The sequence below is a fragment of the Streptomyces sp. NRRL S-87 genome, assembly GCF_000719335.1.
Classification (GTDB): Bacteria; Actinomycetota; Actinomycetes; order Streptomycetales; family Streptomycetaceae; genus Streptomyces.
In genome coordinates, this window is sequence record NZ_JOGB01000018.1 from 94,520 (window position 1) to 108,444 (window position 13,925).

At 74.5% G+C, this 13,925-nt stretch carries 13 protein-coding genes; 5 read left to right on the plus strand and 8 right to left on the minus strand.

The features are described 5' to 3' along the window. Positions 1–63: 63 nt before the first annotated feature. A complete protein-coding gene (locus IF43_RS0113790; protein ID WP_030199242.1) occupies positions 64–888 on the minus strand; it encodes a type 1 glutamine amidotransferase domain-containing protein in 825 nt (274 codons plus the stop codon). A 275-nt stretch (positions 889–1,163) separates the two neighbouring features. Between IF43_RS0113790 and IF43_RS0113795 the strand changes: the two genes are divergently transcribed. The 5 genes from IF43_RS0113795 (at position 1,164) to IF43_RS43695 (ending at position 4,772) form a co-directional block, all read left to right on the plus strand. Further along, on the plus strand, positions 1,164–1,430 hold the full coding sequence (locus IF43_RS0113795) for a UBP-type zinc finger domain-containing protein (protein WP_030199244.1): 267 nt from the start codon (positions 1,164–1,166) through the stop codon (positions 1,428–1,430). Then, the gene (locus tag IF43_RS0113800) at positions 1,427–3,172 is read left to right on the plus strand and encodes an FAD-dependent oxidoreductase (protein WP_030199245.1); all 1,746 of its coding nucleotides are present in this window, start codon (positions 1,427–1,429) and stop codon (positions 3,170–3,172) included. The genes IF43_RS0113795 and IF43_RS0113800 overlap by 4 nt, the downstream gene beginning before the upstream one ends. 96 nt (positions 3,173–3,268) lie before the next feature. After that, positions 3,269–3,772 (plus strand): hypothetical protein, encoded by a 504-nt coding sequence (locus tag IF43_RS0113805; RefSeq protein WP_030199252.1) that lies wholly within the window; start codon positions 3,269–3,271, stop codon positions 3,770–3,772. 117 nt (positions 3,773–3,889) lie between these two features. Beyond that, positions 3,890–4,219: a putative quinol monooxygenase gene (locus tag IF43_RS43690; RefSeq protein ID WP_037888416.1), complete on the plus strand. Its 330-nt coding sequence runs from the start codon at positions 3,890–3,892 to the stop codon at positions 4,217–4,219. A gap of 64 nt (positions 4,220–4,283) precedes the next feature. Beyond that, entirely contained in the window at positions 4,284–4,772 is a 489-nt protein-coding gene (locus tag IF43_RS43695; protein ID WP_037888418.1) for a group II truncated hemoglobin, read from the plus strand. Between the two features lie 184 nt (positions 4,773–4,956). Here the strand turns inward: IF43_RS43695 and IF43_RS0113820 are convergent, their stop codons facing one another. The 7 genes from IF43_RS0113820 to fmt form a co-directional block, all read right to left on the minus strand. Beyond that, on the minus strand, positions 4,957–5,550 hold the full coding sequence (locus IF43_RS0113820) for a hypothetical protein (protein ID WP_030199259.1): 594 nt from the start codon (positions 5,548–5,550) through the stop codon (positions 4,957–4,959). Positions 5,551–5,673: 123 nt separating this feature from the next. Continuing rightward, on the minus strand, positions 5,674–6,732 hold the full coding sequence (locus tag IF43_RS0113825; protein ID WP_078910137.1) for a sugar-binding transcriptional regulator: 1,059 nt from the start codon (positions 6,730–6,732) through the stop codon (positions 5,674–5,676). A gap of 134 nt (positions 6,733–6,866) precedes the next feature. Continuing rightward, positions 6,867–7,553 carry a ribulose-phosphate 3-epimerase gene (gene rpe / locus IF43_RS0113830; RefSeq protein WP_030199266.1) on the minus strand — a complete coding sequence of 229 codons (687 nt, stop codon included), beginning with the start codon at positions 7,551–7,553 and terminating at the stop codon, positions 6,867–6,869. Between the two features lie 33 nt (positions 7,554–7,586). Then, entirely contained in the window at positions 7,587–10,112 is a 2,526-nt protein-coding gene (locus IF43_RS41600) for a M48 family metallopeptidase (protein ID WP_158939308.1), read from the minus strand. Positions 10,113–10,193: 81 nt separating this feature from the next. Beyond that, on the minus strand, positions 10,194–10,814 hold the full coding sequence (locus IF43_RS0113840) for a hypothetical protein (protein ID WP_030199271.1): 621 nt from the start codon (positions 10,812–10,814) through the stop codon (positions 10,194–10,196). Between the two features lie 252 nt (positions 10,815–11,066). Next, a complete protein-coding gene (locus tag IF43_RS0113845) occupies positions 11,067–12,527 on the minus strand; it encodes an RsmB/NOP family class I SAM-dependent RNA methyltransferase (protein ID WP_030199274.1) in 1,461 nt (486 codons plus the stop codon). A 132-nt stretch (positions 12,528–12,659) separates the two neighbouring features. Next, positions 12,660–13,589, minus strand: coding sequence for a methionyl-tRNA formyltransferase (gene fmt / locus IF43_RS0113850; protein ID WP_030199277.1), 930 nt, complete (start codon positions 13,587–13,589; stop codon positions 12,660–12,662). Between the last annotated feature and the right edge of the window lie 336 nt (positions 13,590–13,925).

Here is a 13,925-nt window from a genome sequence, read left to right on the forward strand (position 1 = left end):
CCCCCTGGTTTCGCGGCTGATGGCGTGGCCGATTCCGATTCCGTTTCCGGTTCCGTGCTTCGGTCACCAGCCGTAGCGGGTGAGGCCGTCCTCCAGGACTTCCACGATCTTCTGGCCCGTGAGGTACGAGTCGGGGGTCGACCGGCCCGTCACGAACGGGAAGTCGACGATCACCGAGACCGGCTTCCCGAAGTTGCCGTGGTAGGCGCCGCGCGGCCCGGTGGCGTCGCGCAGGATGTACTCCAGCGGGTACGGCGGCGGGCCCATGTTGAAGTCGGTGCCGAGGAACCCGGTGCCGTCCTTGTAGTCGTACTCCTTGCAGTGCCCGGTGACGTGCTTGCCCCAGAGGATGCTGCGGCGGTCGTCCCAGTCGCGGGCGAAGGCCAGGCAGGCGACGCCGTAGCACTCGGCGGCCACGACCTTGCCGGCCTTCTTGAAGGCCAGGATCAGGGCGTGCACGCGCTCGTTGTTGGCGAGGTCGGCGATCGGGCCGGAGCCGCCGACGATCAGGATGGCGTCGTACTCGGCGATGTCGGCGTCGACCTTGTCGAGGTCGCGGTGGTACTGCTCCAGCTTGCGGAGGTAGCCCTCGTCGCTGGTGTACGGGCGCTCGGGGACCCAGGCCTCGATGTCGAGGGGGGTGTCGAGCCGGTTGGAGGCCTCGAACTCGCGGCCGAGCCGGGCGTTCTCCTCGGTGGTCACCGAGCGGCCCAGCGGCGGGTCGACGTAGTTCGCGTCGAGGCTCGGCGGAAGGGCGTGCGGCCGCTTTCCGGTCGGCGTGGCGAAGACGACCTCATAACCACGCTCGTCGAACTTGGAAACCGGCCCGATGAGTTCCTCGGCCCAGTAACCGCGTTCGGAGACAATGACCAGAATTTTTCTGCTCACGTATTCCTCCTGGCGCCGCCTGTTGTCGTTGGCGACCCCCACACTGCTGCTCCCGGGAGGTCCCGTCAAAGCGCCGGTGTGCGACTTCGTGAGGTAGCGGGGCAGGTCTTCGAGGAACCTTCGGTAGTCACCCGCGGACGTCATGAAGTACCTCCAGGACTTCATGACTTCGGCCGAATCGGTGAACCTTCCGACGTCCCCGGCTTTATGGTCTTCAAGATTCCCCGGAAGGGACCGGTGGGAATCGGGTAGGACGTCGGGAGGGACGGGGTCCGATGGACATGAGCTGCACCCATATCGATCAGATACGCCCGGTGACCGCAGGCACCGAGGGCTGCGAGGAGTGCCTCGCGCTCGGCGACTCGTGGGTCCATCTGCGGATGTGCCTGAGCTGCGGTCACATCGGCTGCTGCGACTCCTCCAGAAACCGGCACGCGACCAAGCACTACCGGCGCACGGACCATCCCATCGCCGCCTCGCACGAACCGGGCGAGGACTGGGCCTGGTGCTACGCCGACGAGCTGATGCTGGAGACCGCATGAGTACGGCGCACGACAGCGCGGCGCGGCCGGCCGTCGCGGCGGAGGCCGCCGGGGCCCCGGCGCGGGCCCGCGAGGAGCGCGAGAGCCGCAAGCCCGTCATCCTGGCCGTCGACGACGACCCCCAGGTGCTCCGGGCCGTACGCCGTGACCTGCGCAGCGCGTACGGAGACCGGTACCGCGTGCTGGGCGCCTCCTCGGCCGCCGACGCGTTGAAGATCCTCGACTCGCTCGACGAGCGGGGCCACGACCCGGCGCTGTTCCTGGTGGACCAGCGGATGCCGGACGTGACCGGGGTGGAGTTCCTGCTGGAGGCGGTCAGCCGCTTCCCGGACGCCCGCCGGGTGCTGCTGACGGCGTACGCCGAGACGGACGCCGCCATCACCGCCATCAACCGGGTCCGGCTGGACTACTACCTGCTCAAGCCCTGGGACCCGCCGCACGAGCGGCTCTTCCCGGTCCTCGACGACCTGCTGTCGGACTGGCTGGCCACCTACCGGCCCGCGTACGACGGGATCATCGTCGCCGGCCACCTGGTCGCCCCCGGCACGCACGCCGTGCGGGACTTCTTCACCCGCAACGGACAGCCGTTCCGCTTCCTGAACGTGGAGCGGGACCCCGAGGCCCTGACCCTGCTCGCCGCCCAGCCGGACGCGGCCCTGCCGCTCGTCCGCTTCCCCGACGGCGCCGTGCTGTCGGCACCCTCCGACGCCGAACTCGCCCGCAAGCTCGGCCTGTCGACCACCGCCTCGCGCCCGCACTACGAGTGCGTGATCGTCGGCGCCGGCCCGGCGGGGCTCGCGGCCGGCGTGTACTCGGCCTCCGAGGGCCTGTCGACCCTGATGCTGGACTCCCGCGCGCCGGGCGGCCAGGCGGGCACCTCGAGCCTGATCGAGAACTACCTGGGCTTCCCCTCCGGCCTGTCCGGCGGGGACCTGACCCGGCGGGCCACGATCCAGGCGGCCCGGTTCGGCGCGGAGATCCTGCACCCGGTCGAGGTGGTCTCGCTGACCCGCGACGACCCGGCCAAGATCCTCACGCTGGCGGACGGCACGGAGATCAGCGCGGAGACCGTGCTGCTGGCGACCGGGGTCGCGTACAACCGGCTGGACGCGCCGGGCGCGGAGCGCTTCGAGGGCGCGGGGCTCTACTACGGCGCGGCCACCACGGAGAGCTCGGCCTGCATCTCGCAGCACGTGTTCATCGTGGGCGGGGCGAACTCGGCCGGGCAGGCGGCCGTGCACTTCGCGAAGTACGCCGCCCGCGTGACGATCCTCGTCCGCGCGGACTCGTTGGCCGCCAGCATGTCCCACTACCTGATCGACGAGATCGAGCGCACGCCCAACATCGAGGTGCGGACCCGCACCACGGTCGTCGCCCTCGACGGCGACGAGCACCTGGAGCGGATCACCCTGCACGACGCGGCGGCCGGCACGGACACCGAGGTCGCATGCCGGTTCATGTTCACCTTCATCGGCGCCCGGCCGCACACGGACTGGCTGGCGGGCGTGGTGGAGCGGGACGAGTTCGGGTTCGTGCTCACCGGTTCCGACCTGATCGCCAACGGCGGCGAGCTGCCGGCCGAGTGGAGCCTCGAGCGGGCCCCGTACCCGCTGGAGACCAGCGTGCCGGGGGTGTTCGCGGCCGGCGACGTCCGGGCGCACTCGGTCAAGCGGGTGGCCTCCGGGGTGGGCGAGGGCGCGATGGCCGTCTCCCTGATCCACCGCTACCGCTCGATGGGCTGACCGTCCGCCGGCCGTTGGGGCCGGTCCGTTCCGCCGTGGGCGGAACGGACCGGCCCCTCTTGCGATCAAGCCCGCAACGGACGCACCGTTGATTACATGATTACAGCCGAGCAGCGAGAGCAGCTCCGCGGCTGGTTCGCGGAACGACTGCCCATCGACGTGTACGAGAGCCTGGTCGACGTGGTCGTCGACCGGGAGGAGATCACCGTCATCGGCCGCGTCCCGGCCGGCGAATCGGTGAAGGAGTTCCGCGCCCGCACCCGCGACCAGCGCATCGAGGTCGCCCGCGAGGCCGAGTCCCTCTACCGCCGCAAGGTGGCCTGGGGCGTCGAGACCGACGCCGGGCGCGCCCTGTTCACCCACCTCGCGGTCCCCGTCATGACCAGGCTGCGCCAGTCGGAGCGCCAGGTCCTCGACACCCTGGTCGCCGGCGGGGTCGCGCGCAGCCGCGCCGACGCGCTGGCGTGGTGCGTACGCCTGGTCGGCAAGAACACCGACACGTGGCTGGCGGACCTGCGCTCGTCCCTGGAAGAGGTCGAACGGGTACGCGCGCAGGGCCCCGACCGGGCGACCGACTCCATGGAGTCTGAGGAGGAATGAGGCAAACGGCTGACGGGGAAGGATGATCGCGCCAAGGTGGCGACGAGCAACTGATCAAGCCGACCGCCGACCCGGAGCAGGCGACCGGGGCAGGCAACAGGGAAGGGCAGACCTGACATGGCTACCACCGTCGAGTACATCCGCTACCGGATCGCGTTAGACGACCGCCAGGCCTTCGAGGACGCGTACCGCGAGGCCGCCAAGTCGCTGGCCGCGGCGCCCGAGTGCATCGACTACGAGCTGGCCCGCTGCGACGAGGAGCCGGAGCGCTACATCCTCCGGATCCGCTGGACCTCGGTCGAGGCCCACCTGCAGGGCTTCCGGCGCGGCGAGCACTTCCCGGGCTTCTTCAGCGCCATCCGCCCGTACGTGACCGCCATCGAGGAGATGCAGCACTACGGCGTCACGGACGTGGTCGGCACGGGCGGCGCTCCCGCACAGGCATGAACCGGCCGGCCACGGACCGGCCCGGTACGAGAGGCACGAGAGGCACGAGGCGAGGCGGAGCACGATGAGCACCTCGAACCCGTCGGGCACCCCGACGATCTACGAATGGATGGGCGGGGCCGAGGCGATGAACCGCCTCACCGACGCCTTCTACGGCCACGCGCTGCAGGACGAGATCCTGGCCCCGGTGTTCGCCGGGATGGACGCGGAGCACCCGCAGCACGTGGCGGTCTGGCTGTCGGAGGTCTTCGGCGGCCCGGCCGACTACACGGCCCACCACGGCGGCCACATGCACATGGCCACCAAGCACCTGGGCCGCGGCATCACCGAGGAGCAGCGCCGGCGCTGGGTGGACCTCCTCCTCGACACCGCGGACGAGGTCGGCCTCCCGACCGACCCCGAGTTCCGCGCGGTCTTCGTCTACTACATCGAGTGGGGCACGCGCATGGCCCTGATCTACTCGGGCGACGACCCGCCCCCGGTGGACGCGGCCCGCGTCCCCGTCTGGGGCTGGGGCCAGACCCCGCCCTGGATCCCGAAGACGGCGTCCTGACGCCGCCGCGCGACCGCGGCCCCGACCGACGACGGGGCCGCGGTCGCGTCCGGTCCCACCCGGCCGGCACCGCCGGGCGGGACCGTCGCCGCACGATCGTGCGCCCGATGCCGCCGATCGTCCCCGGGGCCCGCGAACCGACGGCCGTCGGCCGCCGCAGCGGGACGGACTGCGGCCGAGGCCCTCAGCCGGCGTCCGCGTCCGGGGCCGCGTCCGGGGCCGGGTCCGTGGCGAGCTCCCGGAGGATCTCGGCGTAGTACCGGCGGCGTCCGGCGACGAACGCGCCGACCTCGTCCTCGGAGGTCGCCGGCATGTCGCGCAGCAGCTCCAGCAGGTGCTCCCGCCGCTCGTGGTCCGAGCCGGCGACGTGGGCGAGCGTCCCGGCGCTGCCGCCCGCCGCCAACAGCAACCGGTGGGGCAGGCCGCACCACGTGTCGAAGCTGGTGGCGACCGCCTTCCCGAGCAGCCAGACGTCCTCGGGCCGGCGGTGCTCGGCGACCAGCAGCGCGGCGACCTCGATGGTGTGGTGGAATCCCCAGGAGTCCTCGTGGAAGAGGATCTCCTGCTCCAGCAGGAAGCGGGCGAAGCCGTGGCCGACCGGGCCCGGGGCCATGGCGAGCAGGTCCAGGACGGCGGCGCGGTCCTCCCGCGCCCGGTCCCCGGTGGGCCCGTCCCCCGTGGAGACCGCCTCGAAGCGCAGCAGCTCCCAGTGCTCGGGGTCCTGCGCCCACCACTCCGGTCCGGGCACGTCGGCCCCGCCCACCCGCTCGCCGCTCACTGCCCCGCCCGTCCGCTCGCGATCCACCGCCCGCCGCGCAGGACCGGTCCCCCGGCCCGTGCCCCCGCCCACCCCTGTCCGTACGGCGACCCGACGATCGGGACCGCCGCCCGGACGGAACGGTCAGCGGGCGGAGTAGTCGTCCGGGTCGGACCGCTCCAGCGCCGGCCGGACCGGCGGGTCCGACTCGGTCAGGAGGTACTCGGCGGCCGCCGTGTCCGTGACGAGGCTCGTGACCAGCCCGGACCGCAGCACCGCACCGATCGCCGACGCCTTGCGCAGGCCGCCCGCGATCGCCACGACCTCGGGGATCCGCCGCAGCCGGTCGGCCTCGACCGTGATGCACCGCTCGCCGAGGTCCCGGCCGACCCTGCGGCCGTCCTTGTCGAAGAGGTGCGCGGACATCTCCGCGGCCACGCCGAGGGAGGCGTAGTGCGCCCGCTCCTCGTCGGTGAGCATGTCGTGCACCGTCGAGATGCCCGGCTCCCAGGAGCCGATGGACACCGCGGCCACCGTGACCTTGTCGAAGTACTCGAAGGCGCGGGCGATACCGGTCTGGTTGCGCAGGGCGGCCGCCGTCGCCGGGTCGGGCAGCAGCATGGGCGCGTAGATGGGGTGCGCGTCGCCGCCGGAGACCTGCGCGGCACGCCGTACCGCCTCGACGGAGCCGCGCTCCGCCGTTCCCGCGTCGTACACGCCCGTCAGCTGGACCACCGTGCACGGGGGCAGCCGGTGCAGCGCGGCCGCCATGTGGATGGTCGACCGGCCCCAGGCCAGGCCGAGGACGTCGCCCTCGCTGACCAGCTCGCCGAGCAGGTCGGCGGCGACGGCGCCGAGGTTCTCCGGGTCGGGGGCGTCCTCGGCCGCGTCGGCCGGGGACTCCACGACGACCGCGTGCCGCAGCCCGTACCGGGCGCGCAGGGCGTCGGAGCGCTCCGCGTCGAGCTCGGCCGGTACCCGGATCTCGATCCGGACGAGGTCGCGTTCGAGGGCGGTCTCCAGGACACGGGCCACCTTGAAGCGGCTGACGCCGAACTCCTCCGCGATCTGGATCTTGGACTTGCCCTCCAGGTAGAAGCGACGGGCCATGGCCGCCGCCTGCACCAGCTCCGCGGGTCCCATCCGCAGGGCCGTGCGTCCCGCCGACACACCAGACACCGCGATCTCCTCACTGCTGTTCACACTCTCGACTCGCCGTTCATCCTGTCAGATCCGGCGGCCGTTGATCAGCCCGGACAGCAACCGTTCACCGAGCTGTTCACCGAGCCTTCCTCCAGGGCGTCCGGGGCGCCCCAGGGGCCCCGGACGTCACACGGTCAGTGGTCGCAGGCCCACGGCGCCGCAGCGATCGCGACGCCCGCCTGCTCGCGGAGGGTGCGGACCGCGGCGGCCGGGTCCGCGGCCCCGTACACGGCCGAGCCGGCCACGAACACGTCGGCCCCCGCCTCGGCGCAGCGCTCGATCGTCGACGCCGACACACCGCCGTCGACCTGGAGCCACATGTCCAGTCCGTGCTTGGCGATCAGCTCGCGGGTGCGGCGGATCTTGGGCAGCATCACGTCGAGGAAGGCCTGGCCGCCGAAGCCGGGCTCGACCGTCATGATCAGCACCATGTCGAGCTCGGCGAGGATGTCCTCGTACTGCTCGATGGGGGTGGCGGGCTTGAGCGCCATGGCGGCGCGGGCGCCCTTGGCCCGGATCTCCCGCGCCAGCCGCACGGGCGCCGCGGCGGCCTCGGCGTGGAAGGTGATCGAACCGGCACCGGCCTCCACGTACTGCGGGGCCCAGCGGTCGGGGTCCTCGATCATCAGATGCAGGTCCAGCGGGGTGTCCGTGGCCCGGCTGAGGGACTCGACGATCGGCATGCCGAGGGTCAGGTTCGGGACGAAGTGGTTGTCCATGACGTCGACGTGGAGCCAGTCGGCGCCCTCGACGGCCTTGGCTTCGTCGGCGAGCCGGGAGAAGTCGGCGGACAGGATGCTGGGGTTGATCTGAACGGCCATGCCCCAAGCGTGCCATGCCCTCCACCCCTCCCCCTACGCGGGCGTCCCGCCCATCGCCCGCCGGCCCGCCCCGGCCCCGACCGGGCGACGGGCCCGGCGCATCCGCCCGACCTCGCTAGGGGGTGTCCGGGCCCGGACCGGCCGCGATCCCGGCCGCCAGCGCCCCGACGACGGCCGCCTCCAGGCACAGTCCGACCAGCAGGGTCCACGCGCCCAGGAGCGGGGCGGCCGTGCCAGCGCCCCCGCCACCAGGACCAGTCCGGCCGCACAGGCCAGCAGCACCACCGCCACGGCCAGCACCGAGCAGGCCGCCCAGAGCGCCCGGTGCCGTCGTACGAGGCCGCCGACCACCGTTCCCACGACCACGAGCAGCGTCATCGGTACGACCACGGCGGGCCGGTCCAGTCCGCCCGCCCCCGCCCGCGCGCACCACCAGCCGAAGCCGTACGGGAAGAGGACCGCCACGAGGACGCCGACCCCGGACACGCCCCACCCCCGCCGCCCCGCCCCCGGCGGCGTCGCGGACCGACCGGCGCCGGGCGGCGGAGCCCACGGGTCCGCCGCCCCCGCCCCTGGTACGCCCGCCCCCGCCGACGGACCGGGACCCCACGGCCCCCGCGCCCCGGGCCCGGCACCGTCCGCGGCCGCCCACCCGGAGCCGGCCCAGGACCCCGCGGCCGCACCCGCGTCTCCCCCCGCACCCCCAGCCGCACCCGCGCCCACCGCGTCCCGGTCCCCGCCCCCTCCACGCACACCCGCCCGGTCCGCCGCGCGCCCCGCACCGGACCACCGCCCCACGGCCGCCCCCGCCGACGGCACGCCCAGCGCCAGGAGCAGCACCGCCCCGAACCACAGGGGCTGGGCGAACCGGACGGCGAACATGTTCTGCGTCCACACCGCCGCCCGCACCACCGCCGGCAGGTCCCGCAGCCGCTCGTCCAGGAACTGCCCGAGCTCGATCTGCCACGGCAGCCCGAACACCAGCGACGCGTGCAGCAGTACCAGCCCCACCGCGGCCAGCCCCAGGACCGCCACCCCCAGCAGCGGCCTCCGGGCCCCCGCGAGCGGCCCGGCCCAGCACTCCGCCACGTACTCGCACCACACCGCGAACAGCAGGCCCAGCAGGGCCACCGCCACCCAGCCCGCGAGCTGCGCCGACACCCCCAGCCCGGGGAGCATCACGTGGTCGGCCACGACGCTCGGTGCCACCGCGTAGCCCGCCACGATCCCGACCGCCAGCCCGGTCCGGAACAGCGCCCGGCGTCGGCGGTCCGACGCACTCGGCACGCCGGGACGGCGGTCCGGACCGAGCCGCGGGCCCAGTCCGCGGGAGCGGGCCACCGTCAGGAAGAGGACGACGGTGACCACGACGGTGATCAGCTGGGCCGGCCACCAGGACCGCAGGCTGCCGGCCCGCGAGAGGGCGGTGAAGGAGACCGCCGGGTCCCAGGCCGCCGGCACGCAGAACCCCAGTACGAAGGCGAAGCCGAACCCCTGGTGCGTGAGCGCGCGCCGGTCGGTCAGGCAGCGCTCGCGTTCCGCGAAACCCGGGTGACTGCGGGTGAGCCGCCGCCACCCTCCCACCCACGGCGACGCCCCCGGCCGCCCCCGCGCCCCGCCCCGCCCCCGCGCCCCCGCCCGTGCGAAGGCACGCGTCAGGGGACCCGGCCCGCCCTGCCACTCCACCACCCTGGCGTCCGCCTGGAACTCCCTGGTCCGCAGCACGGCTCCGCGCGCCACGAGCAGCACCGCCCCGAACGCCGCCCAGTCGACCACGGCCGCGATCGACCACCGGCCGGCGGCCGGTACGAGGAGCAGCGACAGCAGGTCCCCGAGCGCCCGCGGGACCAGCATGAGCACCACGAGGCAGCGCATCAGCCCCAGCGTGATCATGGTGATGTCGACATCGCGGTTGCGCAGGTGCGCCAGCTCGTGCAGCACCACGGCCCGGAACGCCTCCCGGTCCGCCCCTCCCCCGCTCCCGCTCCCGGCCCCTTCCCCGCTCCCCTCGGCGTCCCGCCCGTACAGCTCGAGCAGGCCCCGGCTGAGGAGGACCCGCCGCCGGCCCACCCGCCCGAAGGCCACACCGTTCACGCCGGAGTCGAGGAGGTCGACGAGGTAGACGACGCCCCGCGCCCGCGGCACCCCCGCAGTCAGCCGCTGGAGCTCGGCGTGCACGGCGGCCAGGGCGGGGGACGCCGCCGGATCCAGCCGGTGCACGCCCCGCCGGCGCTCCCGGCGCCCGGAGCGGAACCAGTAGTGACCGGCGGTCGCCGCCACGAGGATCGCGTACGAGACCAGCGTGCCCTGGGCGGTGCGGTCGCCGGAGACCCCGCAGCGCCCCGTGCGGGGGCCGTTCAGGAAGGCCTCGACCCCGCCGGCCCGGGCGATGGCCTCCCGCAGGCACGCGTTCGGCTCGCCGGGCAGCCGCCGGGCCCCGGCCAGCCAGTCCGCGTAACCGGGATGCAGGACCCCGATGAAGGCGAACACGGCGCAGATCAGCAGCACGAACGCGATCAGCGTGCCGGACGGCAGGTCCCCGCCGCGCCCCGGGGTCACCCCGCGACCGACCGCCGCCCGCACCCGCCCCGGCACCGGGCTGCCCGATGGGCGCCCGTCCTCCCCGACCGGGGACACGGATCAGGCCTCCGCCCGGCCGGCACCCCGGAGGTGCTCGGCGACCACCGCGGCCAGCAGCTCGGACCTGTCCTCGGGCAGACCGAGCAGGACCGCACTGCGGCGCGCCACGTCCCGCAGCTCCGCGATCCGCTCCTCGGACAGCACACCGGACCCGGCCACCGCCCCGCCCGGGACGCGCTCCCCGCCCGCCGCCGGGACGGCGGCACCCTCGCCCGCCGAGGTCCGCTCCACGGCCCCCTCAGCCCCCACGGCCCGCAGCGCCAGGCCCTCGCGCGCGCCCTCGCCCCGGCCCCCGGCCCGTCCCGCCCGCCGCCTGGCCAGCCTGCGCCGGAGCCGGACCACCAGGCCCGCCCCGAGGTCCTGCGACATCGCCTTGACCACTTCGACGGCCACCCCGCAGGCCACGCCGGTGACGACGACCTCGGCCACGCCTCCGAAGGCGAGCGGATCGTCCTTCACCCGCCCGCGTCCACCGGACCCGCGCCCGACCCGGCGGCCGCCGTCCCCGACGAGGCTCCGCGCCGTCAGCTCGAACAGCGGCAGCTCCTGCGGGGCGAGGCGGGCCACGATGACCCGCGCCAGCTGCAGGTCAGGAGCTTCCGCCGGCACGACGTCGGCCATGTCTGCCCCTCCCTCCGGCCGCCCCGGAAGAGGCGGTACCAGGAGGGGCAGGCTAGTCGTGCAGCACGCGACCGGACCCGTCGGTTCCAGGTCCTCGGCCCACAACTGGCCGCGTTCTTGCGCTACTTGGCCGGATCCCACGGCATCCGGGCCCCCGGACGACGGCGTCCGGGCCGACCCGCCGCTCGACCGACCCGACCCACCGGCACGCGCATCAGCCCACGGACCGCCCGGCAGCCCGCGGGCCCCGCGTCACCCGGTGCGCCGCAGCAGTGCCAGGTACATGGCGTCCGTGCCGTGCAGGTGCGGCCACAGCTGGACGTCAGGGCCGTCCCCGAGTGCCGGCACACCCGGCATCAGCGGCCGGGCGTCGATCAGTTCGGCGGCCACCGGGTCCGCGCCACCGCGCCCCGTGAGGATGTCGTCCACGACCACGCGCGTCTCCGCGAGGTGCGGCGAACAGGTCGCGTAACCGACCACGCCGCCCACCCGCACCGCGCTCAACGCCTCGCGCAGCAGCGCACGTTGCAGCGGCGCGAAGCCGTCCATGTCATCGGGGCGGCGGCGCCAGCGGGCCTCCGGGCGGCGGCGCAGCGCGCCCAGGCCCGAGCACGGCACGTCCATCAGGACGCGGTCGAAGCTGCCGGGCCGCCACGGCGGGCGGGTGCCGTCGGCTGCGATGACCTGGTACGGGCCGGGGTTCCCGTCGAGGGCCCGGGCCACGAGCCGGGCCCGGTGCGGCTGCTTCTCGGAGGCGAGCAGCGCCGCGCCGCGCTCGGCCGCCAGCGCACCCAGCAGCGCCGCCTTGCCGCCGGGGCCGGCGCAGCCGTCGAGCCACCGCTCGTCACGGCCCTCCAGCGGGGCGTTGGCGAGGGCGATCGCCACCAGCTGGCTGCCCTCGTCCTGCACGCCCGCGCGGCCCTCCCGCACGGGCCCGATCGCGCCGGGCTCGCCGCCCTCCGCGAGCCGGACGGCGTACGGCGACCAGCGCCCGGGCAGCGCCGACTCCTCGCCGGCGGCGCCGAGCAGCTCCTCGGCCGTCGAGCGGCCGGGGCGGGCCACCAGCGTCACCTCGGGGCGCTCGTTGTCGGCCTCCAGCAGGTCCTCGATGCCCGCGCGCCCGCCGCCCAGGGCGTCCCAGAGGGCGGAGACGACCCAGCGCGGGTGCGAGTGCACGACCGCGAGGTGGTCCTCGGCGTCCTCGTCGTACGGCGGGGCGACCCGCTCCAGCCAGCCGTCGAGGTCGTCCGCCGCGATCTTGCGCAGCACGGCGTTCACGAACTTGGCCCGCCCGTCGCCGAGCACGACCCGGGCCAGCTCGACAGTGGCCGAGACCGCCGCGTGGGTGGGGATACGGGTGCCGAGCAGCTGGTGGGCGCCCAGCGAGAGGACGTCCAGGACCGGCGGGTCCACCTCGCGCAGCGGACGGTCCACGCAGGCGGCGATCACCGCGTCGTACGTGCCCTGGCGGCGCAGCGTGCCGTAGACGAGCTCGGTGGCGAGGGCGGCGTCACGCGCGTCGAAACTGCCGCCCTTGGCCTCGGCGGCCTCGCGGGCCTTGCGCAGCAGGGGCGGGAGGACGAGGTTGGCGTACGCGTCGCGCTCGTCGACCGCCCGCAGGGCCTCGAAGGCGAGGATGCGGACGGGGTCCTTCTGGGGCCGCCGGTACGGCTTGGCCTGCTTGCCGGGACGACGACGGGGCTGCTCGGTCACGTGAAAGGTGCTCCGCTTACGGTGATGGTGCGCGATGTCGCCTTCAGCGTACGTCCCCCGCGCCCCCGCCCCGCGCCACCCGGACCGCCGGTCAGCGGGCCCACCGAGCAGACCCGCCCGCACGACCGAGGATCAGGCCAGCCGCTCGCCGACGGTGAGCCGGACCCCACGCGCCCAGTCCGCACCCCGCATCGGCTTCTTCCCCTGCGGCTGCACCCACAGGAGCTCGACCGCGTGCGAGCCGGTCCCCACGTACACGTTGTTCTTCGCCCCCGCGAGCTCACCGGCCGCCAGGTCGGTCCGCTCCGGAAGCAGCCCCACCGAGATGAGCTTCAGCCGCTCGCCGCGGAAGACCGTCCACGCGCCCGGAGCGGGGTTGCAGCCGCGGACCACCCGGTCCACGCGCATCGCCGGCGCGGCCCAGTCGACCTTGGCGTCCTCGACGGTGATCTTGGGGGCGAGGGAGATGCCCTCGGCCGGCTGCGGCACCGCGCGCAGCGCACCGTCCGCGATGCCGTCCATGGTCGCGGCCAGCAGCCCCGCACCCGCGAAGGCCAGTCGGGTCAGCAGGTCGCCGCTGGTGTCGGTCGGCCGGACCTCCTCGGTGAGCACGCCGTAGAGCGGCCCGGAGTCCAGGCCCTCCTCGATGAGGAAGGTGGAGGCACCGGTCACCTCGTCGCCCGCCATGATCGAGTGCTGCACGGGCGCCGCGCCGCGCCAGGCCGGCAGCAGCGAGAAGTGCAGGTTGACCCAGCCGCGAGTCGGGATGTCGAGCGCCGACTTGGGCAGCAGGGCGCCGTAGGCGACCACGGGGCAGCAGTCGGGCGCGATCTCGCGCAGCCGCGCCTGGAACTCCGGGTCACGGGGACGCGTCGGCTTGAGGACCTCGATGCCGGCCTCCTCCGCGCGCTGCGCGACGGGGCTGGCGACCAGCCGGCGGCCGCGGCCCGCCGGCGCGTCGGGCCGGGTGACGACGGCGGCGACCTCGTGCCGCTCTGAGGCGATCAGGGCGTCCAGGGCGGGCACGGCCACCTCGGGGGTACCTGCGAAGACGAGCTTCACTGGGGTCATACCTCGCTTTGCGCTGACTTCATGCTTCTCTGGAGCAACGGCCCAGTCTACGGCCTGCCTTGCGCCCCCGGCATGCCCGGGAACCACGCCCGACCCCGGGTACGCCCGCCCGCACCCCAACCACCGTCAGAGGCCGACTGAACCGACCCGGCTCCCGATGTCACTCGAAGCCCCGGACCCCTACCTCGAGGGAGCGCCGTCCCGTGGTGTGTGGGGGAGCCTCTTGAAGCGTCATGGCAGGCTGGTCCGGAGGCAGGCCCGGGCCTGGGGTGGCCGCAGGCCAGGGCGAAGCCCCAAAGCCCCAGGGGTGGGCCTGCCGCTGGGGGC